Origin of the sequence: Agrobacterium sp. LY4, assembly GCF_001526585.1 — a bacterium.
GTDB lineage: Bacteria > Pseudomonadota > Alphaproteobacteria > Rhizobiales > Rhizobiaceae > Agrobacterium > Agrobacterium leguminum.
Genome location: NZ_ASYA01000016.1, coordinates 74,245 through 100,576, shown reverse-complemented (window position 1 = coordinate 100,576; position 26,332 = coordinate 74,245). Strand labels below are relative to the sequence as shown.

General features: G+C 61.0%; 24 protein-coding genes, 1 tRNA gene and 1 pseudogene. 18 read left to right on the top strand and 8 right to left on the bottom strand.

The features are described from left to right. The first annotated feature begins 78 nt into the window (after positions 1-78). Positions 79-375 carry a type II toxin-antitoxin system RelE/ParE family toxin gene (locus L904_RS15855; protein ID WP_035263680.1) on the top strand — a complete coding sequence of 99 codons (297 nt, stop codon included), beginning with the start codon at positions 79-81 and terminating at the stop codon, positions 373-375. A 4-nt stretch (positions 376-379) separates the two neighbouring features. Continuing rightward, complete coding sequence (locus L904_RS15850; RefSeq protein WP_035263682.1) at positions 380-685, top strand: addiction module antidote protein; 306 nt, start codon at positions 380-382, stop codon at positions 683-685. A 13-nt stretch (positions 686-698) separates the two neighbouring features. Here L904_RS15850 and L904_RS15845 read toward each other — a convergent pair whose 3' ends face one another. Then, positions 699-2,093, bottom strand: coding sequence for a sensor histidine kinase (locus tag L904_RS15845; RefSeq protein WP_020809152.1), 1,395 nt, complete (start codon positions 2,091-2,093; stop codon positions 699-701). Then, positions 2,090-2,769, bottom strand: a pseudogene (locus tag L904_RS15840) (response regulator). Before L904_RS15840 ends, L904_RS15845 begins: the two are co-directional and overlap by 4 nt. 52 nt (positions 2,770-2,821) lie before the next feature. Between L904_RS15840 and L904_RS15835 the strand changes: the two are divergent. From L904_RS15835 to dps, 10 genes are all read left to right on the top strand, one after another. Then, positions 2,822-3,919: an ABC transporter substrate-binding protein gene (locus L904_RS15835; RefSeq protein WP_020809151.1), complete on the top strand. Its 1,098-nt coding sequence runs from the start codon at positions 2,822-2,824 to the stop codon at positions 3,917-3,919. A 424-nt stretch (positions 3,920-4,343) separates the two neighbouring features. Then, on the top strand, positions 4,344-5,288 hold the full coding sequence (locus tag L904_RS15830; protein WP_020809150.1) for a tripartite tricarboxylate transporter substrate binding protein: 945 nt from the start codon (positions 4,344-4,346) through the stop codon (positions 5,286-5,288). Next, a complete protein-coding gene (locus L904_RS15825; protein WP_020809149.1) occupies positions 5,285-5,779 on the top strand; it encodes a tripartite tricarboxylate transporter TctB family protein in 495 nt (164 codons plus the stop codon). Before L904_RS15830 ends, L904_RS15825 begins: the two co-directional genes overlap by 4 nt. Positions 5,780-5,885: 106 nt before the next feature. Further along, complete coding sequence (locus tag L904_RS15820) at positions 5,886-7,403, top strand: tripartite tricarboxylate transporter permease (RefSeq protein WP_020809148.1); 1,518 nt, start codon at positions 5,886-5,888, stop codon at positions 7,401-7,403. 127 nt (positions 7,404-7,530) lie between these two features. Then, positions 7,531-7,788, top strand: a complete 258-nt coding sequence (locus L904_RS15815; RefSeq protein ID WP_020809147.1) for a hypothetical protein — start codon at positions 7,531-7,533, stop codon at positions 7,786-7,788. A 359-nt stretch (positions 7,789-8,147) separates the two neighbouring features. Continuing rightward, entirely contained in the window at positions 8,148-9,086 is a 939-nt protein-coding gene (locus tag L904_RS15810; protein WP_020809146.1) for a siderophore ABC transporter substrate-binding protein, read from the top strand. A gap of 192 nt (positions 9,087-9,278) precedes the next feature. Next, positions 9,279-10,244, top strand: a complete 966-nt coding sequence (locus tag L904_RS15805) for an ABC transporter permease (protein WP_031233497.1) — start codon at positions 9,279-9,281, stop codon at positions 10,242-10,244. After that, positions 10,237-11,205, top strand: a complete 969-nt coding sequence (locus tag L904_RS15800) for an iron chelate uptake ABC transporter family permease subunit (protein ID WP_020809144.1) — start codon at positions 10,237-10,239, stop codon at positions 11,203-11,205. The genes L904_RS15805 and L904_RS15800 overlap by 8 nt, the downstream gene beginning before the upstream one ends. After that, positions 11,202-11,960 carry an ABC transporter ATP-binding protein gene (locus L904_RS15795; RefSeq protein WP_020809143.1) on the top strand — a complete coding sequence of 253 codons (759 nt, stop codon included), beginning with the start codon at positions 11,202-11,204 and terminating at the stop codon, positions 11,958-11,960. Before L904_RS15800 ends, L904_RS15795 begins: the two co-directional genes overlap by 4 nt. Before the next feature lie 122 nt (positions 11,961-12,082). Then, the gene (gene dps / locus L904_RS15790) at positions 12,083-12,571 is read left to right on the top strand and encodes a DNA starvation/stationary phase protection protein Dps (protein ID WP_003522611.1); all 489 of its coding nucleotides are present in this window, start codon (positions 12,083-12,085) and stop codon (positions 12,569-12,571) included. A 79-nt stretch (positions 12,572-12,650) separates the two neighbouring features. On the opposite strand, the gene L904_RS28160 is transcribed toward dps, so the two are convergent. After that, positions 12,651-12,872 (bottom strand): hypothetical protein, encoded by a 222-nt coding sequence (locus L904_RS28160; protein WP_004443464.1) that lies wholly within the window; start codon positions 12,870-12,872, stop codon positions 12,651-12,653. Positions 12,873-13,256: 384 nt separating this feature from the next. Between L904_RS28160 and L904_RS15780 the strand changes: the two genes are divergently transcribed. Further along, positions 13,257-13,331, top strand: a tRNA-Gly gene (locus L904_RS15780). Between the two features lie 150 nt (positions 13,332-13,481). Here the strand turns inward: L904_RS15780 and L904_RS15775 are convergent. Together L904_RS15775 and L904_RS15770 are read right to left on the bottom strand one after the other, a co-directional pair. After that, positions 13,482-14,315, bottom strand: coding sequence for an aldo/keto reductase (locus L904_RS15775; RefSeq protein WP_020809142.1), 834 nt, complete (start codon positions 14,313-14,315; stop codon positions 13,482-13,484). Positions 14,316-14,376: 61 nt separating this feature from the next. Continuing rightward, positions 14,377-15,558, bottom strand: coding sequence for an MFS transporter (locus L904_RS15770; RefSeq protein ID WP_031233494.1), 1,182 nt, complete (start codon positions 15,556-15,558; stop codon positions 14,377-14,379). 221 nt (positions 15,559-15,779) lie between these two features. Here L904_RS15770 and L904_RS15765 point away from each other — a divergent pair, with 221 nt between their 5' ends. Then, positions 15,780-16,679: a LysR family transcriptional regulator gene (locus L904_RS15765; RefSeq protein ID WP_020809140.1), complete on the top strand. Its 900-nt coding sequence runs from the start codon at positions 15,780-15,782 to the stop codon at positions 16,677-16,679. A gap of 9 nt (positions 16,680-16,688) precedes the next feature. Here L904_RS15765 and L904_RS15760 read toward each other — a convergent pair whose 3' ends face one another. Then, entirely contained in the window at positions 16,689-17,588 is a 900-nt protein-coding gene (locus tag L904_RS15760) for a LysR family transcriptional regulator (RefSeq protein WP_003522616.1), read from the bottom strand. A gap of 249 nt (positions 17,589-17,837) precedes the next feature. Here L904_RS15760 and L904_RS15755 point away from each other — a divergent pair, with 249 nt between their 5' ends. From L904_RS15755 to L904_RS15740, 4 genes are all read left to right on the top strand, one after another. Beyond that, entirely contained in the window at positions 17,838-18,644 is an 807-nt protein-coding gene (locus L904_RS15755) for an alpha/beta hydrolase fold domain-containing protein (protein WP_020809339.1), read from the top strand. Positions 18,645-18,825: 181 nt separating this feature from the next. Then, positions 18,826-20,016, top strand: a complete 1,191-nt coding sequence (locus tag L904_RS15750) for an efflux RND transporter periplasmic adaptor subunit (protein ID WP_003522618.1) — start codon at positions 18,826-18,828, stop codon at positions 20,014-20,016. 131 nt (positions 20,017-20,147) lie between these two features. Further along, complete coding sequence (locus tag L904_RS15745; protein ID WP_020809338.1) at positions 20,148-23,342, top strand: efflux RND transporter permease subunit; 3,195 nt, start codon at positions 20,148-20,150, stop codon at positions 23,340-23,342. Between the two features lie 294 nt (positions 23,343-23,636). After that, a complete protein-coding gene (locus L904_RS15740; RefSeq protein ID WP_031233582.1) occupies positions 23,637-23,828 on the top strand; it encodes a hypothetical protein in 192 nt (63 codons plus the stop codon). A 57-nt stretch (positions 23,829-23,885) separates the two neighbouring features. Here L904_RS15740 and L904_RS15735 read toward each other — a convergent pair whose 3' ends face one another. Together L904_RS15735 and L904_RS15730 are read right to left on the bottom strand one after the other, a co-directional pair. Continuing rightward, positions 23,886-24,731 (bottom strand): endonuclease/exonuclease/phosphatase family protein, encoded by an 846-nt coding sequence (locus tag L904_RS15735; RefSeq protein ID WP_020809336.1) that lies wholly within the window; start codon positions 24,729-24,731, stop codon positions 23,886-23,888. Positions 24,732-24,780: 49 nt separating this feature from the next. Further along, positions 24,781-26,241 carry a phosphatidylserine/phosphatidylglycerophosphate/cardiolipin synthase family protein gene (locus tag L904_RS15730; RefSeq protein WP_031233581.1) on the bottom strand — a complete coding sequence of 487 codons (1,461 nt, stop codon included), beginning with the start codon at positions 26,239-26,241 and terminating at the stop codon, positions 24,781-24,783. Positions 26,242-26,332 lie beyond the last annotated feature (91 nt).

Genomic DNA, 26,332 nt, shown 5'->3' with positions numbered 1-26,332 from the left:
CCGGGAAGTTATGCTTCCGAGCGGATGGGGTGAACCCTTCGTCATTGACGAAATGACAACCACAGTTTACATTGCACCATGCTCACGATCCGGGAAACAAGCGAGTTTGCCGACTGGCTGGCGGGTCTGCGCGATGTGCAGGCGCGCGCGCGCATCGCACGCCGCATTTACCGGCTGGCGGATGGCAATCCCGGAGACGTGAAACCGGTTGGCGAAGGCGTCAGCGAACTCAGGATCGACCTTGGACCCGGATATCGGGTCTATTTTGTCCGGCACGGCGATGTCGTCATTATATTGCTGTGTGGCGGCGACAAGGCGTCACAGTCCCGCGACATCGCCAGAGCCAAGAAACTGGCCAGAGCGCTCAAGGAGTGAGACCATGCCACTTGTGACACGCGATTACGATGCTGCCCGCTACCTTGATAGTGACGAAGCGCTTGCCGCTTACATCGCCGACGCCACAGAGAGCGGCGACGCACAGGAACTTGCCCATGCGCTGGGCGTCGTGGCGCGGGCCAAGGGTATGAGTGACCTTTCGAGACAAACCGGCCTTCCCCGCCAGACCTTGTACAAGGCGCTGAGCGGCGAGGGAAATCCGGAACTGGCGACGATTGCCAAGGTCGCCGACGCGCTGGGCTACAGGCTCTCGCTGGTGGCGAAATCGCCTGCGGACACGGCCGCCTGATAAACCCGGCGGGCTACGGCGCCTTTTCCACGCCACCGAACACCACCCGCGCCCTCAGCCCACGCCCCTCCGCGCCATCCTCCAATGTCAGCCGCCCGTCGAACAGCCCGGCGATCTCTTCGATGATGGCAAGGCCGAGGCCGGCGCCGGGGGCGGCGCTGGCTTCGCCGCGGGCAAAGCGCTGGCGCACCATGGCGCGTTTTTCCGGAGGAATGCCGGGGCCGTTATCTTCCACTTCCAACCAGACGGCGCCTGTCTCCCTGCCGACACGCACGGTGACTTCCGCCCCGCGCCCGGCATAGTTGATGGCATTGGAAACGAGATTGCCGATCAGTTCGCCGATCAGGAGCGGCTCGGCGGCAATGGCGACCTCGCCCTCGCCTTCGAAACCGAGATCGATGCCGGCTTCCGCCGCACGCGGCACGAAATCGGCCGTGACATTCTGCGCAACGGCCACGAGATCGATCACGGAAAAATCATGCTTTTCGCTCGAACCGGCGGCATCGATATTGGCCATGCGCAGCAGCTGGGCGAGGATATGTTCGGCATGGGCCACAGACGCCCCACCCTTCAGCGCCGCGGCCTGCGCTTCCTCTAAACTTCCCGCACGGGCGGAAAGCGCAAGCTGGGTGCTGATGATGGCGAGCGGCGTGCGTAGTTGGTGGCTGGCATTGCCGGTGAAATGCCGGAGCGCATCGAGCGCCGATTGCAGCCGCACCATGAAGGAATTGACCGTTTCCACCAGGTTTTCCACCTCCACCGGCACGGATTGGCGGATGGGGTGCAGGTCATTCGGGCTGCGCTCGGCAATCGCTTCGCTGAGCCGGTAAAGCGGTCTGAGCGAAATCGTCACCGCGATCCAGACGATGATCGCCGCCCCCACAATCATCAACAGCAGGCGCAGCGCCGAGCGCAGGATGATCGCCTGCGCCAGCTGGCTGCGGGCAATGGTGGTTTCGGCGACCGTTACGGAAAAGGGCACGGAATTGATGCCGGTGGAAGCGAAACGGCGGATGGCGGCGATGCGGATCGGCTCGTCGCGGAACACGGCATCGCGATAAGCGGGAGTATCGCCCTTCGGGTTCTCCACCGTCGGCAGGTTCTGGTAGCCGGTGAGGAATTGCCCGTTCGGCCCGTCGACACGGTAAAACACCCGGTCCTGTGCGGCCGATGTCAGCATTTCCAGCGCCACATAGGGAATGTCGACTTCCAGCGAGCCGTCTTCTGCAACCACCACCCGCTCGGCGATGGCAAGTGCGGAACCTGATAGTACCCGGTCTGAAACGACATTGGCGGTATTGACCGCCTCGCGCCAGGTATCGGTCAGCGCAACGCAGCCGATGATGGCGGTGGAAATGAGAAGCCAGCCTAAAAGTCGCCGCCTGAGCGAATAGGCGGCCTGTCTCATTCAGCCATCTCCGGCAGCTTTTCGAGATAATAACCGATGCCGCGCGCCGTCTTCACCGTCAGCCCGTGGGGCGCGAGCCGCTTGCGCAGGCGGCTGACATATTGCTCGATGGCATTGGCGGAAATATCGTCATCGAAGCCGGTCAGCGACTGTACGATGGCTTCCTTCGCGACGACCTTGCCGGCCCGCATGAACAGCACTTCGAGAGTGCCACCTCGCGCGCCGGAATATCGAGCGGGCGCCCGTCCGCCGAAAAGGTGCGGGAATTGAGATCGAAAAGCACCTTGCCGAAACTCAGCGCCGAGGAGCGCAGACCGGCATTGCGGCGCAGCAACACCCGCACCCTCGCCTCGAATTCGGTGATATCGAAAGGCTTGATCATGTAGTCGTCGGCGCCGAGATCGAGCCCCTTGACCTTTTCCTCCGGCGTGCCGCGCGCCGTCAGGATGAGCACCGCCGCCTTGTCCTGACGCGAGCGCATGGAGCGCAGCACCTCGATACCGTCCATTTCCGGCAGGTTGAGATCGAGAATGACCAGATCGAAACTTTCAGCCGCAATTGCCGCATCGGCGGAAGCGCCATCGGAAACCACATCCACCGCATAACCGCTGCCGCGCAGCAGCGCCGACAGCCCCTCCGACAGCACCTGATTGTCCTCGACCAGCAAAATACGCAAATCTTCCCTCCCACAGCATTGCCGAGTTTAACCAGACCCTTACCGCTTGTGAATGGCCAGCGCCTGCTGCATGATCTTTTCCATGCGTATCTGCCTTCTTCTCTGTCTCTGTCTTTGCACGGCCTCGCCAGCGCTTGCGCAAGTCGCCATCTTTCCGGCACCCTCCGGCAAGGCGGATGCCGAGACGCTGGTGGTCTATTCCTCGCTGGACGAACCGCTGGCGACGCCGATGATCGAGGGCTTCCAGAAGGCCAATCCCGATATCGCCGTCCATTACGAAGATATGCTGACGGGCGAGATTTACGACCGCATCGTGAAGGAAACCGACGCCGGCAAAAAGACTGCCGATTTCGCGTTCTCTTCCGCCATGGACCTGCAGGTGAAACTGAGCAATGACGGTTATGCCCAGCGTTCCGACCTCGCCATGAGCGCCCGCTGGCCCGCTTGGGCCAACTGGCGCAACACCGCTTACGCGCTGACCTTCGAGCCGGCGGTTTTCGTTTATCACAAGCCGAGCTTCACCACCGAAGAACCGCCAGCCAGCCGCGCCGAATTCGTCGAATATCTCGAACGTCATGCCAAGGAGGTGCATGGCCGTATCGCAACTTACGACATCGAACGCTCCGGCGTCGGTTTCCTGTTCATGTCGCGCGATCAGGAGCAGTTCGGCGATATATGGAACGTCATCAAGGCCATGGGTGCGGCGGGCGTGAAGGTCTATTCCACCTCCTCGGCCATTCTCGAGCGTGTTTCCGACGGCCGTTTCGTATTGGGCTACAATATTCTCGGCTCCTATGCGGCGGACTGGGCCTCGCGCCACCCCGATGTCGGCATCGTGCTACCGAAAGATTATACCGTCGTCATGTCGCGCATCGGGCTGGTGCCGGAAGCCGCCGCCAACCCGGCGCTCGGCCGCCGTTATCTGGAATTCTTCATGTCGAAGGAGGGCCAGACGATCATGGCCCGGCAGTTGCAGATCCCCGCCGTCAGCCCGGAAGTGGCGGGAGAAAACACCGCCAATACCATGCAGGCCATCCACGGTGCACAATTGCGCCCCGTGCCCGTCAGCCCCGGCCTGATGGTCTATCTGGACCAGGTCAAGCGCAGCCGCCTGATCGAGCGCTGGAACCAGGCGTTGCGGTCGCAGTAGATTTGAGCGCCCCACCATCCCTCATTCCTGTGCTTGTCACAGGAATCCAGCCAGCCCCAGTCTTTGGGCTGAAAGGACTCCTCTCGCCGCGCAGACGCGCGCCGGCTGGATCCCTGTGACAGGCACAGGGATGAGGTAGCGACAAGCTTTGAAGGCGCTGACCCACACGCCACAGTAGACGTCCGATACAAATTAATAGAGAGTAAATGCGCAAGGACTTGCGTAGCGTCAGTTAGATGACAGCTTTCTGTGATGCTCTGCAATTCTTCTTCATTCCGTGGAGGCGGAAGAAGATGCGGGAGGAAATCCAGGATTGCCAAGGCCCCACGCTGAGCATTCAGCGCCGGCGCAGACGCGTCCGAAAAGCCCCCCGCATAAACGAAAAACGACGCCCAAAAAGGGCATCCTGAGGAGGGTTTTCCAAGTGAAGCATTTTCTTATCGGCACATTCCTGGCGGGCGTGATCGCGCTTCCGGCGGTTGCAGCGGATTACACCATCATCGCCCCGGCCAATCCCGGCGGCGGCTGGGACCAGACCGCGCGCTCCCTGCAGACCGTGCTGCAGGAAGAAGGCATTTCCAAGAGCGTTCAGGTGCAGAACGTACCGGGCGCCGGCGGCACCATCGGTCTTGCACAGTTCGCCAGCCAGCAGAAGGGCAACCCGAACGCCCTCATCGTCGGCGGTTACGTGATGGTCGGCGCGATCCTCACCAACAACGCGCCCGTCACGCTCAAGGAAGTAACGCCGATCGCCCGTCTGACCGGCGAATATGAAGCCATCGTGGTTCCGGCATCCTCGCCGCTGAAGACCATCGGCGACCTCGTCGACCAGCTCAAGAAGGATCCGGGCAGCGTTTCCTGGGGCGGCGGCTCCGCCGGCGGCACCGACCATATCGCCGTTGGCCTGATCGCCAAGGCGGCCGGCGTCGATCCGACCAAGATCAACTACATCGCTTACTCCGGCGGCGGCGAAGCGCTTGCCTCGATCCTCGGCTCGCAGGTGACTGCCGGTATTTCGAGCTACGGCGAATTCGAAAGCCAGGTAAAGGCCGGCACGCTGCGCCTGCTCGCGGTTTCCAGTGAAGAGAAGCTGGAAGGCGTTGATGCGCCGACGCTGAAGGAAAGCGGCCTTGATGTCGTCGTCCAGAACTGGCGCATGGTCGCTGCTCCTCCCGGCCTGACGCCGGAGCAGGAAAAGGCCGTCAATGCCGACATCGAAAAGCTGGTGAAGTCCGCCAAGTGGCAGGAAACCCTGAAGACCAAGAGCTGGATGGACACCTATCTCGCCGGTGACGAATTCAAGGCGCAGCTCGCCAAGGATACCGACGCCACCGCCGCCATCCTCAAAGACATCGGACTGGTAAAATGAGCCAGGGTTCCAACCCTTCGCAGCATCAAAAGCGCCGCCCTGACTGGGCGGCGCTGGCGATCGCCATCTTCCTCGTCATCATCGCCTCGGTGATCTTCTGGGACAGCGCCCGTCTCGCCAGCGTCACCGGTTATTCGCCGGTCGGCCCGGCAACCGTGCCTTATGCCATCGGCTTCTGTCTTGTCGGCCTGGCGCTGTGGACGGCCGTTGAGGCCTGGCGCGGCGATTTTCCCGAACGCGACAAACAGGAAATCGCCCCGGTTATCTGGGTCGTGGCCGGCCTTGCCGCGCAGATGTTGCTGCTCAACGTCGCGGGTTTCTCCATTGCCACCGGCCTGCTTTTCGCCTTTACGGCGCGCGCCTTCGGCAAACGCAAGCTCTGGTATTCGATCCCCATCGGCATCGCCCTGAGCTTCTTCATCTGGTTCATCTTCGCGCGGCTGCTGCAGCTTTCACTGCCCGCCGGGCCTCTGGAACGGCTGCTCTTCTAACAGCCATTCCGACCAAAATTCGAGATCACAGGAACAATTGGCGCGCGATGACGCAAAAGCCAGTCGTTCCGCCCGCCCATCGGGTCCACTTGGGGGACATCTGTCCATGAGTACCTTTGAATTCCTGCTGCACGGTCTTGAGGTTGCCGCCCAACCCATGAACCTGCTCTATGCGCTGATCGGCGTCACGCTCGGCACCGCCGTCGGCGTCCTGCCCGGCATCGGCCCTGCGCTGACCGTGGCGCTGCTTCTGCCCGTTACCTACAGGCTCGATCCCGCCGGTTCGCTCATCATGTTCGCCGGCATCTATTATGGCGGCATGTATGGCGGCTCGACCACCTCGATCCTGCTCAACACGCCGGGCGAAAGCGCCTCGATCGTGACCGCGCTCGAAGGCAACAAGATGGCCCGCAAGGGCAGAGGCGGTCCGGCGCTGGCCACCGCCGCCATCGGCTCCTTCGTCGCCGGCCTCATCGCCACCATCGCTCTCGCCTTCATCGCGCCCTATATCGTCAAGCTGGCGCTGGTCTTCGGCCCGCGTGAATATTTCGCGCTGATGGTGCTCGCCTTCGTCACGGTTTCCTCCGCCTTCGGGGATTCGGCGCTGCGCGGCCTCACCTCGCTGTTCATCGGCTTTGCGCTTGCCATCGTCGGCATCGACCAGCTGACCGGCCAGACCCGCATGAGCTTCGGCATTCCCGACCTGCTCGACGGCGTCGAAGTAACGACGCTTGCGGTCGCCATGTTCGCCATCGGCGAAACGCTGTTCATCGTCGCCCAGGGCAGCACCGGCCCGGACAAGGTCGAAGCCGTGAAAGGCTCCGTCTGGATGAGCGCGCAGGACTGGGCACGCTCCTGGAAAGCCTGGCTGCGCGGCACGCTGATCGGCTTCCCCATCGGCGCCATGCCGGCGGGCGGTGCTGAAATCGGCACCTTCCTGTCTTATGCCACCGAAAAGAAGCTGACCAAATATCCGGAAGAATTCGGCCATGGCGCCATCGAAGGTGTGGCCGGTCCGGAAGCCGCCAATAATGCGTCCGCCGCCGGTACGCTGGTTCCGCTCTTGACGCTCGGCCTGCCGACGACGGCAACGGCCGCCATCATGCTCGCCGGCTTCCAGCAATATGGCCTTCAGCCCGGCCCGCTGCTGTTCGCAACCAATCCGCAGCTCGTCTGGGGCCTGATCGCCAGCCTGTTCATCGCCAACCTGATGCTGCTGGTTCTGAACCTGCCGCTCGTCGGCCTCTGGGTGAAGCTGCTGACCATTCCGAAGCCATGGCTTTATGCGGGCATCCTGCTGTTTGCGACGCTCGGCACCATCGGCGCCAACCCGTCGGTCTTCGAACTCGGCATGCTGCTTGCCTTCGGCATCCTCGGCTATATCATGCGCATCTTCGGTTATCCGATTGCGCCTGCGGTCGTCGGCCTCATCCTCGGTCCGCTCGCCGAACAGCAGCTGCGCCGCGCGCTCGCCATCGGTCAGGGCGATCCGACGGTGCTGTTCACCTCGCCGATTGCCGTTGGCCTCTTCATCGTGGCAGCCGCCGCCTTCATCATCCCGCTTATCATGCGTATCCGCGGCCGTGGCGAGGTGCTGACGCAGCTTGCCGCCAACGAGGACTGAGAAACCAAGAGCCTCCCAAGGCAACTGGCCCCGTATCTCCGGATGCGGGGCCTTTTTTATTCACGCCAACGGGATGTGTGATGCACGCACGCCCATGATAGAATTGCGCCAACCGCAGGAGAAAGACATGCGCACGATTGCGATCATGATGGTTCTGGCGCTTGCCGGCTGCACCACCGCCCCCGATGTCGAGCCCATTCCCGGCAGCATCACCTATGGCGGGCAGCCGCGCACCAAACTGACCAAGTCCCCCATCGGCAGCACGCTTAGCAATGAATTCGTAATGGGCGACGGGCGGCTGGCGATCGAAACCTACCGCGTGCAACCGGATCGGTCGCTGAAACTGGAGAGGCGCGAAATCGTCGGCGACTGGCCGCCGGAGTGAGGGGAACCTGCCTACCTGTTGCTGCTATTGAGACCCCGTCATGCCGGACTTGATCCGGCATCCAGCCAGCCCAAGTCCTTGGGCTGAAAGAACCCTCATCGCCGCGCAGACGCGCGTCGGCTGGATGCCGGATCAAGTCCGGCATGACGGATGTCGTGGCTAGGCTGCGTCCTACGTCCGGCGATCACAACGAGTCTTGCTATACGCGGCTCCCCCTTTCCCGCTCACCGCAATTCAGAACCGTTCTAAAACATAATTTTGATTTCCGCCGACCTTGCCAATAAAGCTGATCATCAACATCAAGTTAACCCGGTGGGATCGTTTCCGCCGGCTCGGAACATAGTGCAAGGGACATATAAGTGGCCATCAACTTCACCTTCCCCGTTCGGCTGCTGGCGGCAGCGGCCTTCAGCCTCGGCGCGACGACGGCAATTGCCGAAGAAATGACGATCAAGCACGCGCAGGGCGAAACCGTGCTGAAGGCGGCGCCGAAGAAGGTTCTGGTTCTCGATATTCCCTCGCTCGACAATCTCGATGCGCTCGGCGTCGAGCCCGCCGGTGTCGTTGGCTCCAACCTGCCCACCTATCTGCAGAAATATGCCGATGGCAAATATCTGAAGGTCGGCACGCTGTTTGAGCCCGATTATGAGACGATCAATGCGGCCGAGGCCGATCTCGTCATCGTCGGCGGCCGTTCGCGGGCGAAATATCCGGACGTTGCGAAGATCACGCCCGCTATCGACATGTCGGTGGATTCCAAGGAATTCATCGGCAGCGTGAAAGCCAACATCACCAAGCTCGGCGATATCTTCGGCAAGCAGGAAGAGGCCAAGAAGCTCGACGCCGCCATCGATGAAAAAGTGGCGAAGCTGAAGGAAATCGCACCCAATTCCGGCACGGCGATGATCCTCGTCACCAATGCCGGCAAGGTCGGCGTTTATGGCCCGAGCTCTCGCACCGGCTGGCTGCACACCGAAATCGGCTTCAAGCCGGTCGCCGCCGACATCGACGACCGTTTCGACCGCGGCGATGTCGTCTCCTTCGAATATCTGGCCGAGGTCAACCCCGAATGGCTGTTCGTGATCGACCGCGATGCCGGCATCGGCCGCGCCACCGACCCCGGCAAGGCGGCCGCGCAGGTGCTGGATAACGAGCTGGTGCACCAGACCAATGCCTGGAAAAAAAAGCAGATCGTTTATCTCGATCCGCAGGCGGCCTATATTGTCAGCAGCGGTTATACGGCGCTCTCCACCCTGCTCGATCAGGTCTACAAGGCCGTTTCCGAGAAGAAATCGTAAAAGCCTCTAGGCATCCGCTTCTGAAGGCTGCTCCATACTCGACGTCATCCTCGGGCTTGACCCGAGGATCCATCGCGCGTCAGGTTCTGGATCCTCGGGTCAAGCCCGAGGATGACCAAGGAGAGGTCGGACACCTGTTTCGGCAGCCTGCCAAGCCACGGGAGCTTTCACCATTTTCGAAAAACCGCCAACGTGAAATCCCTGTCTCTCATCCTTGCCCTTCTTCTGGCCTTGACGCTCGCCATCGTCAGCCTGTTCGTCGGCGTGAGCAACGTTTCGCTCACAACGCTTTTCGCACCGGACACGAGTGCAGACGCGCTGCGCGTGCTGCTCGTCAGCCGCATTCCGCGCACGCTGGCGCTGATCCTGGCCGGAAGCTCGATGGCGATTGCCGGGCTCATCATGCAGATGCTGGTGCGTAACCGCTTCGTGGAACCTTCGACGGCGGGGACCACCGAATCCGCCGGCCTCGGCCTTCTCATCGTCACCCTTCTGGCGCCGGACACGCCGATCTTCGGCAAGATGCTGGTGGCCGCCGTCTTCGCGCTCGCCGGCACCGCGCTTTTCCTGCGTATCCTGAGGCAAGTGCCGCTGCGCGACGTGCTGCTTGTGCCGCTGATCGGCATCATGCTAGGCGGCGTCATTTCCGCCGTCACCACCTTCTTCGCTTATCGTTTCGATCTCTTGCAGTCGCTGGGCGCATGGATGACCGGGGATTTTTCCGGCGTGCTGCGTGGCCGTTATGAGTTGCTGTGGGTCGGCTTCCTTTTCGCCATCGCCGCCTATCTCGCCGCCGACCGCTTTACCGTGGCCGGCATGGGCCGCGATTTCACCACCAATCTCGGTCTGAACTATCGCCGGGTGATGGCGCTCGGCCTCACCATCGTCTCGCTGGTCAGCGCAGTCGTCGTCGTCACCGTCGGCATGATCCCCTTTCTCGGGCTGATCGTGCCGAATGTCGTCAGCCTGATGATCGGCGACAATATGCGCCGCTCCGTGCCCTGGGTGGCGACGCTCGGCGCGGTCTTCGTGCTTTCCTGCGACATCATCGGCCGAGCCGTGCGCGCGCCTTACGAAATACCCATCGGAACCGTGGTCGGTGTCATTGGCAGCGCGCTGTTCCTCTATCTCCTGCTGCGGAAACGCCACCATGCGTGAGAGACATCCCGACCGGCGTGCGAAAGCCGTTCTACTCGTGCTTGCGGCATTCGCACTCATCTCCATGGCCGCCTTCATGACGCTGGGCGCCAAGGGCAGCTGGAGCTTCGTGCTGCCGTTTCGCGGCATCAAGCTTCTGTCGCTCTTGCTGGTGGCCTATGCCATCGCGGTCTCCACCGTGCTGTTCCAGACGGTCACCAACAACCGCATCCTCACCCCTTCGGTGATGGGTTTCGATTCGCTTTATGTGCTGATGCAGACCGGGCTGATCTTCGTTTTCGGCTCGGCAACCGTCGTCATGATCGATCCGCAGCTGAAATTTCTCACTGAAACCAGCCTGCTCGTCGCCTTTTCCGCCCTGCTCTATCGCTGGCTTTTCGTCGGCGCGGAACGCAGCCTGCATCTTCTCGTGCTGGTGGGCATCGTTTTCGGCGTCTTCTTCCGCAGCCTCTCGGGTTTCATGCAGCGCGTGCTGGACCCCAATGAATATACGGTGCTGCAGGATGTGCTGTTCGCCAGCTTCAACTCCATCGATCCGACGCTTCTTGCCGTCTCCGCCGTCATCATCGGCGTGGTGACCATCATCGGGCTCAGGCTGATGCACACGCTCGACGTCCTCTCGCTCGGCCGCGCAACGGCCATCAGCCTCGGGGTCGAATATAAGCGCACGGTCACCATCATCCTCGTGCTGGTCTCCGTGCTGGTCGCCGTCTCAACCGCCCTCGTCGGCCCGGTCATGTTCTTCGGGCTGCTGGTTGCAGCCCTTGCCCATTATCTCACCGGCAACGGCAAACACGCCTATGTGCTGCCGGCCGCAATCCTCATCGCCGTGATCTGCCTCGTTGGCGGCCAGGTGGTGCTGGAGCGGGTCTTCGCCTTCGATACGGCGCTCTCGATCATCATCGAATTTCTCGGCGGCATCGTCTTTATCGGTCTTATTTTGAAGCGGGGTGCGCGATGATCATCGCCAGTCAGATCAGCAAATCCTATGGCGACAGCCTCGTCGTCGATGGCGTCTCCGTCTCCATTCCGGCAGGCGGCGTCACCTCCATCATCGGGCCGAATGGTGCGGGAAAATCGACCCTGCTTTCCATCGTCGCAAGGCTGATGTCGATGGATGCCGGAACGGTGACCGTCGACGGGCTGGATGTCACGAAAACCCCTTCCGACACGCTGGCAAAGCGGCTCTCCATATTGCGGCAGGACAACCACATCTCCTCACGCCTGACAGTGCGCGATCTCGTCGGTTTCGGCCGTTACCCCTATTCCAAGGGCCGCCCCACCATCGAAGACAAGGTCCATATCGACCGGGCGCTGGAATATCTGCATCTCGAAGCCCTTGCCGGCCGGTTTCTGGACGAGCTTTCCGGCGGCCAGCGCCAGCGCGCCTTCGTGGCCATGGTGCTGTGCCAGGATACAGATTACGTGCTGCTCGACGAACCGCTCAACAACCTCGACATGAAACACGCCTCCAGCATGATGAAGATCATGCGCAAGGCCGCCGACGAGCTGAAGAAGACCGTGGTTCTGGTGCTGCACGACATCAACTTCGCCTCCTGGTATTCAGACACCATCATCGCCATGCGCGAAGGCCGCATCTGCCATCAGGGGCCGGCGGAACAGATCATCCGTCCGGACGTCCTCAAGGAGATCTACGACATGCCGATCCGCGTCAATGAAATAGACGGCCGGCGCATCTGCCTGTTTTACGAATGACATGATGATTGTGCAGGATTTTTGCTGTCCCGGTGCTTAGCATGGAACAGGGCCACAGGCCCGGACGTTAAACGACGGACTTTTCCAAAGCGGCATTCCGTCCGCAACTTCAGGAGACATCGATGAAGACGCACAAGACGAAGAACGACCTGCCTTCCAACGCCAAGTCGACCGTGATCGGCATTCTGAACGAATCGCTGGCCTCGGTGATCGACCTTGCGCTTATCACCAAGCAGGCGCACTGGAACCTCAAGGGCCCACAATTCATCGCCGTGCATGAACTTCTCGACACTTTCCGCACCCAGCTCGACAATCACGGCGACACCATCGCCGAACGTGTGGTCCAGCTTGGCGGCACGGCGCTCGGCAGCCTGCAATCGGTTTCCTCGACGACGAAGCTCAAGGCCTATCCGACCGATATCTACAAAATCCACGACCATCTCGACGAACTGATCGAGCGTTATGGCGAAGTCGCGAACATGATCCGCAAGGCAATCGACGATTCCGACGAGGCGGGCGACCCGACGACGGCGGATATCTTCACCGCCGCCTCGCGCGATCTCGACAAGTCGCTCTGGTTCCTCGAAGCGCATGTGCAGGAAAAGAGCTGAGCGGAAAACGGCTCTCGCCTGCCCAAACAGCAAAGCGCCCGAGACACCCGGGCGCTTTTTTTTTAACGGAATGGCGCAATCAATGCCGACGTAAGACCGCAAGCCCTATATCGCGCAACATTTCATGGTCGAGAATGCCGCGCTGGGCGCTTCGGATCAAAACCGCTGCGCACTCATTGGCAACATGGCTGCTGCGATCTTGAAGGCACTCGAAACATACGCCATCGAAAATATTCTGTAGATCGGTGATCTGCTCTGGCGACAATTGTGCGCCAACTCTTTCAAAAGCTGCGTACGACAAGGCTCATCCTCCCGATGATGATATGCCAAGTATCGTTCCCAATATCGTTTCGATTTTTTCGTGGACAGGAAATTTGTACACCCGAACGAATCACTTGTCGAATCAGATTTTAACCAAATGTAAATAGGTTATTTTCTGGCCTTCCCGCCGGCCGCCACTCCCGTGACAGGGAGATAAAACCAGCTGAAACAATATCTTCAGCGGAAATTCCCTGCGCTTCAGCCCGTGATGGCCGCCAGATTTCAGATAAATCCGCGCACAGGCGGATTTCCACCGAAACCGCAAAAGAAACTGTTGCATTCCAAAAACGATTGAGCGATATAGCACCCGTCGCCGCTTCGGCGGCCCACGGTTCAGCGAACTACCCCGGACCGGTGGATTTGAGCGGGTGTAGCTCAGGGGTAGAGCACAACCTTGCCAAGGTTGGGGTCGAGGGTTCAAATCCCTTCGCCCGCTCCAAATTTCCAGAACAGGCGGATAAATCTTCACTGCACCCGATGTGAAACGCGACGTTTCCATGGGCTGTGACGCGCATCGCCGCGCGAAATGCGCGAGGATTTCCCACGCATGGGCAAACCGGGAAGGGCGTTCCCTCCCCGGTCCTAATTGTCAGGCAGCCTTGTCCCAGACGGGTGCAAGCCCTTCCGGCGAAACGATGCGGCCACCCGGCATGGCAAGCGCGCGGATCGCCGCCATTTCATCGGTGGAAAGCTCGAAATCGAAGATGGCGAGATTTTCATCGACGCGGGCTTCGCTGACCGTTTTCGACAGTGCGATGACACCCTGCTGCTGCACGAGCCAGCGCAGCACCACCTGCGCCACCGACTTGCCACGGCCTGCGGCGATTTCCTTCAGCACCGGATCGTTAAACACTTTGCCGTCGGCCATGCCGTAATAACCCGTCACCGACATGCCGGCGGCCTTTGCCGCGGCGATAACCACGTCCTGATCGATATAGGGGTGGTATTCGATCTGGTTGGTCACGATCGGGGCCTTGGACAGCTTCACCGCCTCGGCCATCAGCGCCGTGCTGAAATTGGAAACGCCGATATGGCGAACCTTGCCCGCTTCCTTCACCGCGTTCAGTGCGCCGATCTGTTCGGAAAGCGAAACCGCCTCGTTCGGCCAATGCAGCAGCAGCAGGTCGACATAATCGGTCTTCAGCTTTTTCAGGCTCTCATCCACGGAGGCGAGAAAGGCATCGTGCCTGTAGTTCTCGACCCAGACCTTGGTGGTCAGAAACACGTCGCTCCGGGCCACACCCGAGGCAGCGATAGCTTCGCCGACTTCAGCTTCGTTGCCGTAGATCTGGGCGGTATCGATATGGCGGAAACCGGCTTTCAGCGCATGGGGAACGATGCGCAGCACATCGGCACCGGGAATACGAAACGTGCCGAAACCCAGCGCCGGGATCGAAGCGCCATTTGCGGTGACATCAAACATATATTTTCTCCTTTGAAGTGGCCCGGCCGACTTGGGAGCGGCCGGGAATTTTATGAAAAGTTCAGGCGGTTTTCAGGGTCAGCGCGGCGCGGCGGTCGAGCGTGCTGCTCCAGAGGGTCAAGAGCAGGGCCACGGCGACGAGAATGGCGCCGACCCACGGGGTTGCGGCAAGACCCATCGGCGATTCCACCACCAGACCGCCAAGCCATGCGCCAATGGCGATGCCGAGGTTGAAGGCGGCGATGTTGAGCGCCGAGGCGACATCGACAGCGCCGGGGCGATGTTCCTTGGCAAGCTGCACCACATAAAGCTGCAGGCCGGGAACATTGGCGAAGGACAGGAAACCGAGCGCGGCAAGCGTGATGAGCGTCAGCACCGGCGAGAAGGCGGTGAAGGAAAAGACGAGCAGCACGATGGCCTGCGCCAGGAAGAGGCCGATCAGCGCCCTGGCCGGGTTGTGGTTGGCGATCCTGCCGCCGCCGATATTGCCGGCTGCAATGGCGATGCCATAAAGCACGAGGATCAGGCTGACGCTTTTTTCCGAAAAGCCGGTGACATCCTGCAGGATCGGCGCAAGGAAGGTGAAGGCGACGAAGGTGCCGCCGTAGCCGAGCGCGGTCATGGCGAAAACGATGAGCAGGCGACCGGAGCCGAGAACACGGACCTGATCGAAGAGGCTCGCCGGCGGCGCCTTCTTGAGCGTGTTCGGCAGAAGCGTGGCAATGCCGAAGAAGGCGATGACGCCAAGGGCGGCAACGACCCAGAAGGTCGCACGCCAGCCGAAGACCTGCCCGATATAGGTGCCGAGCGGAACGCCGGTGACGATGGCGACCGTCAGCCCCATGAACATCATGGCAATGGCCGAGGCGCGACGATTTTCCGGCACGAGATCGGCGGCGATGGTGGAGCCGACCGAGAAGAAGACGCCATGGGCGAAGGCGGCGATGACGCGGGCGACAAGCAGCATCTCATAGCTGGGCGACAGGGCCGCCGCGCTGTTGCCGATGACGAACAGGGCCATCAGGCCGAGCAGCAGCGGCTTTCTCTCGATCCTGCCGGTCAGCGCCGTCAGGATCGGCGCACCGAAGGTAACGCCCAGCGCATAAACGCTGACGATGAGGCCGGCAAGCGGCAGGGTGATGTGAAGATCGGTCGCGACCGTCGGCAGAAGGCCGACAATCACAAACTCCGTGGTGCCGATCGCATAGGCCGCGATCGTCAAGGCAAATATGGCCAATGGCATGACAAATACCTCTTCGCCCGGAGCGGGATCGCGGGCGTTCTGGACAGCAACGCCGTCCGGTTGGATCATTTGGACAGCGATGCTGTCGGCTTGCATCGTTTGGACAGCGATGCTGTCCGGTTGGATCAAATCTATGGACGCAATATGGGCGAAGGGGACTTGCATGATAATCGGCAAGGTCGGATAAATACCTTTGAATTGATTTCACAGGTGGTGCGGCGATGGACAATCGGGCCGGAGAAATGGAAGTCTTCGTGGCGGCGGCCGAACTCGGCAGTTTTTCCGCCGCCGGGCGCAGGCTGAAGCTTTCACCCTCGGCGGTGAGCAAGCTTGTCACACGTATCGAAGACCGCCTCGGCACCCGGCTGCTTGCCCGCTCCACCCGGCTTGTCACGCTCACACCGGAGGGCGAAGTCTATCTTGCGCGGGCAAGGCGCATTCTCGCCGACATAGCCGAGACCGAGCAGATCGTGGCGAGCGGCGGCAAGGTGGTGCCGCGCGGCCTTTTGCGCGTCAACGCCACGCTGGGCTTCGGCGAACGTTATCTCCTGCCGCTTGCGCCGGAATTCCTGTCGCTTTATCCGGAAATCGAGCTGGATATCTCGCTGACCGACGGCGTCATCAGCCTGATCGAGGAACGCACCGATATCGCCATCCGCTCGGGCGCGATGGGAGATTCATCCCTGAAGGCGAGAAAGCTGAAGGAAGTCCGTCGCGTCATCGTCGCCTCCCCCGCCTATATCGAACGACACGGCATGCCGGAAACACCGCAGGATCTGGCGCGGCACAATTGCTTCAGCTTCAATTTCAGCCGCAGCCTCAACGAATGGCCGTTTCGCAACCCCGGTTCTACGGAGGTCTACCGACTGCCCGTAACGGGCAATGTCTCGGTCAACAGCGGCATGGCCATGCGAAGGCTCTGCCTGACGGGCTTGGGGCTGGGAAGGGTCGGCGAATTTCATATCGAGCCGGATATCGAGGCGGGCCTGCTCGTGCCGGTGCTGGAAGACTACAATGCCGAGGAGATGGAAGTGATCCACGCGGTTTATGCCGGCCACGAACACCTGGCCGCCCGCGTGCGCGCCTTCATCGATTTTGTCGCGGCAAGGGTCGGGCGGTGACTGGTCGCCTCACACCAGACCGTGCACCAGCTTGGCCAGCCAGTCGACAAAAACGCGGACCTTGTTGGTTACATGCCGGGTCTGCGGATAGACCACATAGATCGGCATGGCCTCGCGCCGCCATTCGGAAAGCACCGGCACCAGTTCTCCCCGCGAAAGCGCATCCTTCACCATGAAGACGGGAAGCTGCACGATGCCCATGCCGGCCAGCGCAGCATTGAGATAGGTGCGGCTGTCATTGACCGAGACGACATAATTCGGGGTCAGCTCGACGCTGCGCACGCCATTGTCGAAGGAAGCCGGCATGATCTGGCCGGTGGTGGCATTGAGGTAACCCACCGAATAATGCTCCTTCTCCAGATCCTCCGGTTCTTGCGGCATGCCGAAATTTTCGATGTAGGACGGCGAGGCGAATGTCTCGAACCGGAGTTCGCCCACTTTACGGGCAATCAGCGACTGATCGCGCAGCACACCGACCCGCAGCGCACAGTCGACATTCTCCGCGATATAATCGACCAGACGGTCACCGACACCGAGATCGAGACGGATTTGCGGATAACGCTGGTAAAATTCGCAAAGATGTGGGATAACCACGAGGTCCGCGAAGACACCGGCCATTTCCACCCGCAACCGGCCGGAGGGCTGAACCTGAGCGCTGGACATGCTGCCGTCAAGTTCTTCGATTTCCGACAAAATCTGTGAGGCCCGCTCATAATAGAGAGCGCCGTCCGTTGTCAGCATCACCCGGCGCGTGGTGCGGTTGAGAAGTGTGGTGTGCAAATGCGCCTCCAGCGCCTGCACCATATTGGTAACAGTGGTTTTCGGCATGTTCAGCGCGGTGGCGGCGCGGCTGAAATTGCCGGTTTCCACGACCCGCGTAAAAACCCGCATGGCGGAGAGCTGATCCATTCACTGCCTCGGAGATATGATTATCCGTGATTTCGGAATAGTGTTTTCAAATTTGCATGCTTGATCGTTTCGATCCGAACAATAATATGGATTTCAGATTTTGCAATATGATCCGCCTTCAAGCATGTCGCGCAAAAGTGCGTTGCGGTTTTGCGGTGACGACATGCGGCAAGATAAAAACTTAAAGCGCAGGAGCGTATCCGAAGGATCGCAACACGCTTTAAGTGGCGGCGCAAAGGATCTGGAGTCATGAACGCGCATTGGGAAAATATGGGTAGCGAGACGTCCGCGTCGAAGCTCTCCGTGCGCCGTTATGAAGGTTCCTGCCTCTGCAGCCATCCGCCTGTCGTGCTTTATCTGCGCGGCGGATCGTTTCTAGAACCCGGCCTTGAGCCGGGCGGCAATTGCCCCGAGCTTCCGGTGGCCCGCGCGCTTGCGGAAAGCGGCGCAGTGGTCGTGGAAGCCGACTACAGCAAGCCGTCCGGCAACGAGTTTCCGATGGTCATCGACTGCGCCTATGAGGCGCTCGATCATCTGAGCCGGGACCGCAAGCATTATGGCGGCGCGAAATCGCTGCTGTTCGTGGCCGGCGAAGAGGCTGGCGGCAATGTGGCGGCGGGGCTTGCCTTGAAGGCCCGTGACCGCATGCCGGGCAAACTCGCAGGCCAGATTCTTCTGTCGCCCATGATCGACCCGATGATGACGACGGAATCCTTCCGCGACGCGGACAGGATCGGCATGCGCCAGCGCTGGGCCGATGGCTGGAGCCATTACCTTGCCAAGGCGTGCGGGTTTTTCCACCCCTATGCCGCGCCCTGCCAGTGTACGCGGCTGAACCGGGTGGCGCCGGCGCTGATCTTTACTGCCGAGGACGACCCTCTGCGCGACGAAACGGTCAATTATGCAGACCGCCTCATCGCCTCCGGTGTCAGCGTCCGGCAGCATGTTTTCCCCGCCGGCGTCGGCTGGACGGGGCTTTATCAAGGAGAGGGCGGCGGATGGGTCTCATCCGTCTGTTCGGAGTTCAAGACCTTCGTTGACCAGTTGAAACACTGAATACCGCATCGAGAGCATTTCCAGGAAAAGTGGCCACCGGTTTTCCGTCCGGAAATGCGACAGAACTAAAGAGTTTGAGCATTTCCAGGAAAAGTGGACCCCGGTTTCCTGTCCGGAAATGCGAAAAAGCAAAGAGATAAAGAAACTGACCGGCTCCTGATCGGGAGCCAAGGAGAAACCCATGACGCTGAACACAAAGCGCCGGGCCCTGACGGGTGCCGGCATCGGACTTGCCATGTCCGTTGCAGCAGCAGCACTGTTTTTCGACCTCCCCACCAGCCGCGATGCAACGGCCGCCTCCACGCCTGCCGAAACGCCGGCAATCCCGGTCACCGTCGCCAAGGTGGAAAGCCGCGACGTCATGCGCTGGGAAGAGTTTTCCGGCCGTCTCGAAGCCGTTGACCGGGTGCAGATCCGCTCCCGCGTCGCCGGCCAGATCAAGGCCGTACATTTCCGCGAAGGCGCGCTGGTGAAGGAAGGCGATCCTCTCTTCACCATCGACCCGGCCCCTTATCAGGCCGCCGTTGCGGGAGCTGAAGGACAGGTCGCTTCGGCCGAAGCCAAGGTCAGCCTTGCGAAGACCGAACTCGACCGTGGCCGCAGGCTTTCCGATAACCGCACCATCTCCCAGAGCGATCTCGACCAGCGGCAAAGCTCGTTTGCGGATGCCGAAGCCCAGCTTCGCGCCGCCCGCGCAGCCCTGACCACGGCTCAGCTCGATCTCGGTTATACCGAAATCCTCGCCCCGGTTTCCGGCCGCGTCGGCCGCATCGAAATCACCGCCGGCAACCTCGTCGCCGCCGGCTCGACCTCGCCGGCGCTCACGACACTGGTATCGGTCAACCCGATCTATGCCAGCTTCAACGCCAGCGAAGGCGTCGTGGCCAAGGCGCTTGCCGAACTGCCGCAGACGGACGGCGCCCTGCCCGCCCTCGAACAGATCCCGGTGGAAATCGGCACGCTTTCGGATGAAGGCACGCCGATCAAGGGCACGCTGCACCTGATCGACAACCAGGTGGATTCGGCAAGCGGCACCATCGGTGTCCGCGCCGTCTTCGAAAATCCGGACGGCAGGCTCATTCCGGGCCAGTTCGTGCGGGTACGCATGGGTGAACCGAAGCCGGAGAACCGCATCGTCATCAGCGACCGGGCCATCGGCACGGATCAGGACAAGCGTTTCGTCTTCGTGGTCGATGCCGAAAACAAGGTGAGCTACCGCCAGATCAAGCCGGGCGCACCGGCCGATGGCCAGCGCATCATCGAAAGCGGCCTCGCCGCCGGTGATACGATCGTCGTCAACGGTCTGCAGCGCATTCGCCCCGGCGCGACCATCGCACCGCAGGCGGAAGACAAGGTTGCTGCTTCGCAGTAACCCGCCTCTTTGATCAGCAAGCGTCCCGCGCTTTCGCGAGACGCCCCTTCAGACAGAACCGGCCTTCACCGGCGGCAGGATTGCCGCCGGAACGGCCTTCGCATTCCCAAAGACCCGGAGAGGGACTGGATATGAATATTTCCAGATTTTTTGTCGACAGGCCGGTATTCGCCGGCGTTCTGTCGATCCTGATTGTGGTGGCAGGCCTACTCGGCATGCGCGCCCTGCCGATTTCGGAATATCCCGAAGTCGTTCCGCCATCCGTCGTTGTCCGCGCCACCTATCCCGGTGCGAACCCGACCGTTATTGCCGAAACCGTCGCGACACCGCTGGAAGAACAGATCAACGGCGTCGAGGACATGCTCTATATGGGCAGCCAGGCGACGTCTGACGGCGTGCTGACGCTGACCGTGACCTTCAAGCTCGGCACCGACCCTGACAAGGCGCAGCAGCTGGTGCAGAACCGCGTGTCGCAGGCCGAACCGCGCCTGCCGGCGGAAGTGCGCGCACTCGGCATCACCACCGTCAAGAGCTCGCCCGACTTCATCATGGTCGTCAACCTCGTCTCGAAGACCGACGCCTATGACATCACCTATCTGCGCAACTATGCGACGCTGAACGTCAAGGATCGCCTCGCCCGCATCGAAGGTGTCGGCCAGGTGCAGGTCTTCGGCGCAGGCGACTATTCCATGCGCGTCTGGCTCGACCCGCAGAAGGTGGCCGAGCATGATCTGGCAGCCAGCGACGTTTCCGACGCCATCCGCCAGCAGAACGTTCAGGCCGCAGCCGGCGTCATCGGCGCTTCCCCAAGCCCGAACGGCGTCGACCTGCAGCTCAACGTCAATGCCCAGGGCCGTCTGACGACGCCGGAGGAATTCGGCAACATCATCGTCAAGAGCGGCGCCAACGGTGAAATCACCCGCCTGCGCGATGTCGCCCGCATCGAACTCGGCGCGGCCGATTACACGCTGCGCTCGCTGCTCGACGGCGAACCTGCCGTGGCTGTCGCGGTGCTTCAGGCCCCCGGCTCCAACGCCATCGAAATCGCCGACAATGTCCGCGCCACGATGGACAATCTGCAGCTGGCAATGCCTGACGGTGTGAAATACGAAATCGTCTACGACACGACGAAATTCGTGCGCTCCTCCATCGAAAAGGTTGTCGATACACTCCTCGAGGCCGTTGGCCTCGTGGTGCTTGTCGTCATCCTCTTCCTGCAGACCTGGCGCGCCTCGATCATTCCGCTGATCGCCGTTCCGGTCTCGATCATCGGCACCTTCGCCGTCATGTATGCCTTCGGGTTTTCCATCAACGCGTTGACGCTGTTCGGGCTCGTGCTCGCCATCGGCATCGTGGTGGATGACGCGATCGTGGTCGTCGAAAACGTCGAACGAAACATCGAAAACGGGCTCTCGCCGCGTGACGCCACCTATAAGGCGATGCGCGAAGTCTCCGGCCCGATCATCGCGATTGCGCTGGTTCTGGTCGCCGTCTTCGTGCCGCTTGCCTTCATCTCTGGCCTGTCAGGCCAGTTCTACCGGCAGTTCGCACTGACCATCGCCATCTCCACCGTCATTTCGGCGATCAACTCACTGACGCTGTCGCCCGCTCTTGCAGCCCTGCTGCTGAAGGAGCACGGCGCACCGAAAGACTGGTTGACCCGCTTCATGGACAAGATTCTCGGCTGGTTCTTCCGCGGCTTTAACCGCGCCTTCGGCGCAGCCTCCAACGGCTACGGCAAAACCGTGGGCGGGCTGGTAACGCGCAAGAGCCTTGTCATGATGGTCTATATGGCGCTGGTGGCCGCCACCTACGGCATGTTCACCACCGTCCCGAGCGGCTTCGTGCCGGCGCAGGACAAGCAGTACCTGATCGGCTTCGCCCAGCTTCCGGACGGCGCAACGCTCGACCGCACGGAAAGCGTCATCAAGCGGATGAGCGACATCGCGCTCGAAACACCCGGCGTCAGCCACGCCATCGCCTTCCCGGGCCTGTCGATCAACGGCTTCACCATCGGCTCCAATTCCGGCATCGTCTTTGCGGTTCTCGATGACTTCGAAAAGCGCAAGACACCGGAACTGTCCGGCGGCGCCATCGCCATGCAGCTGAACCAGAAATATGCGGGCATTCAGGATGCCTTCATCGCCATGTTCCCGCCGCCGCCGGTAAACGGTCTCGGCCAGACGGGCGGCTTCAAGCTGCAGATCGAAGACCGCGCCGGCTACGGCTATCAGACGCTGGATGAAGCGACGAAGGCAGTGATCGGCAAGGCGTATCAGACGCCGGAACTTGCGGGCATCTTCTCCAGCTATCAGATCAACGTGCCGCAGCTCTTCGCCGATCTCGACCGCGCCAAGGCGGAACAGCTGGGTGTCTCCGTCAGCGACGTCTTCCAGACGCTGCAGATCTATCTCGGCTCGCTCTATGTCAACGACTTCAATGCCTTCGGACGGACATACAGCGTGCGGGTCCAGGCGGATTCCCAGTTCCGCGCCCACGCCGAAGATATCGGTCGCCTGAAGGTTCGCTCCGCATCGGGTCAAATGATCCCGCTGTCGACGCTCTTGAAGGTAAATGCGACGACGGGGCCGGAGCGCACCAACCGTTATAACGGCTTCCTTGCGGCCGATATCAACGGCGGTCCGGCGCCGGGCTTCTCCTCGGGACAGGCGCAGGCGGCGATTGAAAAAATCCTTGCCGAAACCCTGCCCGCAGGTGTCGACTACGAATGGACGGACCTGACCTACCAGCAGATTCTGGCCGGCAATTCCAGCATCGTGGTCTTCCCCTTGGCGCTGCTGCTCGTCTATCTCGTGCTCGCCGCGCAATATGAAAGCCTCACCTTGCCGATTGCGATCATCCTGATCGTCCCGCTCGGTGTGCTTGCGGCCCTCACGGGCGTCTGGTTGACGGGAGGGGATAACAACATCTTTACGCAGATCGGCCTTGTCGTCCTTGTCGGCCTCTCGGCGAAAAACGCGATCCTGATCGTGGAATTCGCCCGGGAGCTGGAATTCGAGGGACGAACGCCGCTTCAGGCGGCCATCGAGGCAAGCCGGCTTCGCCTGCGCCCGATCCTGATGACCTCGCTCGCCTTCATCATGGGCGTGGTGCCGCTGGTCGTCTCCACCGGCGCAGGTGCGGAAATGCGTGCGGCCATGGGTGTCGCGGTGTTCTCCGGCATGATCGGCGTAACGTTCTTCGGCATCTTCATGACACCGGTCTTCTACGTGCTGGTGCGCAGGCTGGCGGGCAATCGTCCGCTCATCCAGCACAAGCAGGAAGAACCGGCCAATTCGGACTACAAGCTCGAAAAGGCCGGCTGAGACCGCACTCCCATCCACCGCCACCTTCGAAGCAAGCCCGCCGCGCATCCCTCGATGCGCGGCGTTTTTTATGGCTGGAAATGTCTATGCGACTTCACTGAAATAGAATCAGTTTCAAATGCTTAAGCGGGAAAATCGCCTATATTGTTCCGCATTGAACCTGCCAAAAATCAATATATCCAAACCAACTCGACGGATCAGCAAGAAACGATGCTATTTTATGCTTTGTATTTTGTGGTAAATTCTCAAGAACAGGGTGATTCGGACTAAATGATTTAGTTCAGGGGCTGCACGATGGAGCAGGAATACGAAAACTGGGCAACGACCGTTGCCTATTCGATAGTGATGCATGAAGGTCTGGATCTGGCGCTTTCCGCGCAGAACCTGGACAGAAGCAAGACCAGAAACAACCGTGAGCGGCTGATGGAAGCCATTCGCACATCGTTGCTGGAAGCCCGTTCGCGCAGCCATCTGACGGCAGCGTAACGACTTCCCACTGCTCGGCTCCGGTCTCCTGCTTGCGGCATATCATCCGCAACGGTATCAGACCGGAAGCAGGTCGGTCCGCACCGCCGCCTTCAACGGCAGATGATCCGAGGCGATGCGCGCCAGCGCGCTGTCATGCGCCTCCACCTGCTCGATCAGCCCTTCACGATTGGCGATGATCCTGTCGAGCGCGAGCACCGGCAGGTTGGACGGAAAACTCGGCACCGCCGGCGGCAAAGCGCCGAAAGCATCCCGGAACGTATTGAGCGACGACCCGTTGCCGAGACGCCATTCGTTCAGGTCTCCCATGAGGATGGTCGCGCATTCGTTGCGTGCTTCCAGAAGGCCGATCAATGCTTTCGCCTGCTGGGCGCGGGAATGTCTGAGAAGCCCGAAATGGGCGGCGATGACCCGCAGCGTGCCGCCGCGTTTCAGATCCAGCTCCACGACGAGCGCGCCGCGCGGCTCCAGCCCCGGCAATTTCAGCGTATGCACATCCCTCACCGCCCCTTCCTTGAACAGCACGACATTGCCGTGCCAGCCATGCGCCTTCACGCCGGCCTGCACGGGCACGGGAATGAGGCCGCTTTCCCGCTCCAGCCGTGCGAGATCGAGCAGGCCGGTGCGCTCGCCGAAACGGCTGTCCGCTTCCTGGAGGGCGATGATGTCAGCGCCGATTTCCTGAATGACGCGGCTGGTGCGATCGGGATCGAACTTGCGGTCGCGGCCGACGCATTTATGCACATTGTAGGAGGCGATGACGGGGAAGGAATGATCTTTCGTCGCTGGCGCCGTATTCTGGCGCTGGCGGCGGTCGCGCAGCGACTGCATGACGAAGGCGGACAGGCTGGTGTTTTTCGTCAAAGCCGTTTTTTCATCATCCAGCAAACCGTTCTTTTTCACGCGTCGATGCCTCCGGTCTCGCGCAGCGCCCTGCCGGACGCACCGCACTCTAAAGATAAGGCGAAGCGAGCCACAGGACACGCTCCACAAAACGGACAACGAATGGCCGCGCATTCAGTTCGCTGAGCCGCACGGGCAAGGCGGTTGCCCGTGCATCCCGGATGCGCTCGCCGATTGTCGCGGCGAATTCCTCATCCATAACTTCGAGATCGATCTCAAAGTTCAATCGCAGCGAACGCGGATCGAGATTGGAAGAGCCAATGTAGCTCCAGCGCCCGTCGATCACCAGAAGCTTGGAATGATTGAAAGCCCCCGTCGCCCGCCAGATGCGGCAGTAATTCTTCAGCATCTGGTCGAACTGCGCCGTCATCGCCCTGTCCACAAGCACCAGATTGTTGCTTTTCGGCACGATGATATCCACCACGACTCCCCGCCTTGCTGCGGTTATGAGCGCCGAAATAAGCTCCCGATCGGGGAGAAAATAGGGCGACATGATGAGAATGGAGGAACGCGCGACGGAAAACGCGCCCATCAGCATCTTGTGACTGGTCTCGATGCTCTTGTCCGGCCCGGAGGAGCAGACGCGGGCGACGATCTGCGAGCCCGGCACGCCATCGGGGATGGCGATATCCCAGACCGGCGCATCCAGAAGCTCCCTTGTCGTGAAGCGCCAGTCCTCCGCCGCGATGGAGAAAAAATCCGATACGACCGGCCCGGTGATCTTGAAATGCGTATCGTGCGACTGGCTTTCGCCGCCGAATTCCTGAGTAAAACCCTCGCGAATATTCATGCCGCCGCTGAACGCGATGCGCCCGTCCACCACGAGGATTTTGCGGTGGGTGCGCAGATTGGCATAGGGCAGCCGCAGCCCCATGATGACATTGCCGTTGAAGACATCGCAGACGATGCCCTTTTCCCTGAGCGTCGGCAGGATGCTCGGCACCGAGTAACGCGCACCCACCGCATCCACCAGCACCCGCACCTCCACGCCGCGAAACTTCGCCCTTTCGAGCGCCGCGACAAAGCGGGCGCCGATCCGGTCATTGTCGAAAATATATGTTTCGAGAATGATCGACCGCTTCGCCTCGTCGATGGCCTCCAGCATGGCGGCATAGGCGGCATCCCCCGTCACCAGCGGCTCGATGCCGTTGCCGGTCGTCAGCGCATGGCGCGTCACCCGGTCGCCCAGCGTCTTCATCGCCTCGAACCGGCGTCCGAAACGCGCGGCTATCGTCTCGCCGCTGGCATCCAGACGCGCCACGCGATCCATGATTTCGTCCTGCATGAAGGACCGCTGCTGGGTGATGTTGGACCGGCGAATGCGGTTGATGCCGGCAATGGCATAGATGACCGCGCCGACGATGGGCGACAGCACGATGACGCCGACCCAACCGAGCGCGGAGCGGACCTCCTCCTTCGTCATCGTGGCATGCACGGCCGCCACGGTTCCCATCAAAATCGAGAGAACGGCAAGAATATGCGGCCAATAGGCAATGACGAGATCGAGCATGGTACAACTATAGAGTACTTCGGCAATCTCGCAATGACAGGCAGGTAGCGCTGGCAGAGACAGAGAACCTGACCGCGCCATGCTTTTGCGG

What these genes read in the sequence shown, in the direction of transcription:
- L904_RS15855 (WP_035263680.1), top strand. Translation starts at nt 79, where the DNA reads ATGCTCACGATCCGGGAAACAAGCGAGTTTGCCGACTGGCTGGCGGGT.
- L904_RS15850 (WP_035263682.1), top strand. Translation starts at nt 380, where the DNA reads ATGCCACTTGTGACACGCGATTACGATGCTGCCCGCTACCTTGATAGT.
- L904_RS15845 (WP_020809152.1), bottom strand. Translation starts at nt 2,093, where the DNA reads ATGAGACAGGCCGCCTATTCGCTCAGGCGGCGACTTTTAGGCTGGCTT.
- L904_RS15835 (WP_020809151.1), top strand. Translation starts at nt 2,822, where the DNA reads ATGGCCAGCGCCTGCTGCATGATCTTTTCCATGCGTATCTGCCTTCTT.
- L904_RS15825 (WP_020809149.1), top strand. Translation starts at nt 5,285, where the DNA reads ATGAGCCAGGGTTCCAACCCTTCGCAGCATCAAAAGCGCCGCCCTGAC.
- L904_RS15820 (WP_020809148.1), top strand. Translation starts at nt 5,886, where the DNA reads ATGAGTACCTTTGAATTCCTGCTGCACGGTCTTGAGGTTGCCGCCCAA.
- L904_RS15815 (WP_020809147.1), top strand. Translation starts at nt 7,531, where the DNA reads ATGCGCACGATTGCGATCATGATGGTTCTGGCGCTTGCCGGCTGCACC.
- L904_RS15800 (WP_020809144.1), top strand. Translation starts at nt 10,237, where the DNA reads ATGCGTGAGAGACATCCCGACCGGCGTGCGAAAGCCGTTCTACTCGTG.
- L904_RS15795 (WP_020809143.1), top strand. Translation starts at nt 11,202, where the DNA reads ATGATCATCGCCAGTCAGATCAGCAAATCCTATGGCGACAGCCTCGTC.
- dps (WP_003522611.1), top strand. Translation starts at nt 12,083, where the DNA reads ATGAAGACGCACAAGACGAAGAACGACCTGCCTTCCAACGCCAAGTCG.
- L904_RS15775 (WP_020809142.1), bottom strand. Translation starts at nt 14,315, where the DNA reads ATGTTTGATGTCACCGCAAATGGCGCTTCGATCCCGGCGCTGGGTTTC.
- L904_RS15770 (WP_031233494.1), bottom strand. Translation starts at nt 15,558, where the DNA reads ATGCCATTGGCCATATTTGCCTTGACGATCGCGGCCTATGCGATCGGC.
- L904_RS15765 (WP_020809140.1), top strand. Translation starts at nt 15,780, where the DNA reads ATGGACAATCGGGCCGGAGAAATGGAAGTCTTCGTGGCGGCGGCCGAA.
- L904_RS15760 (WP_003522616.1), bottom strand. Translation starts at nt 17,588, where the DNA reads ATGGATCAGCTCTCCGCCATGCGGGTTTTTACGCGGGTCGTGGAAACC.
- L904_RS15755 (WP_020809339.1), top strand. Translation starts at nt 17,838, where the DNA reads ATGAACGCGCATTGGGAAAATATGGGTAGCGAGACGTCCGCGTCGAAG.
- L904_RS15750 (WP_003522618.1), top strand. Translation starts at nt 18,826, where the DNA reads ATGACGCTGAACACAAAGCGCCGGGCCCTGACGGGTGCCGGCATCGGA.
- L904_RS15745 (WP_020809338.1), top strand. Translation starts at nt 20,148, where the DNA reads ATGAATATTTCCAGATTTTTTGTCGACAGGCCGGTATTCGCCGGCGTT.
- L904_RS15740 (WP_031233582.1), top strand. Translation starts at nt 23,637, where the DNA reads ATGGAGCAGGAATACGAAAACTGGGCAACGACCGTTGCCTATTCGATA.
- L904_RS15730 (WP_031233581.1), bottom strand. Translation starts at nt 26,241, where the DNA reads ATGCTCGATCTCGTCATTGCCTATTGGCCGCATATTCTTGCCGTTCTC.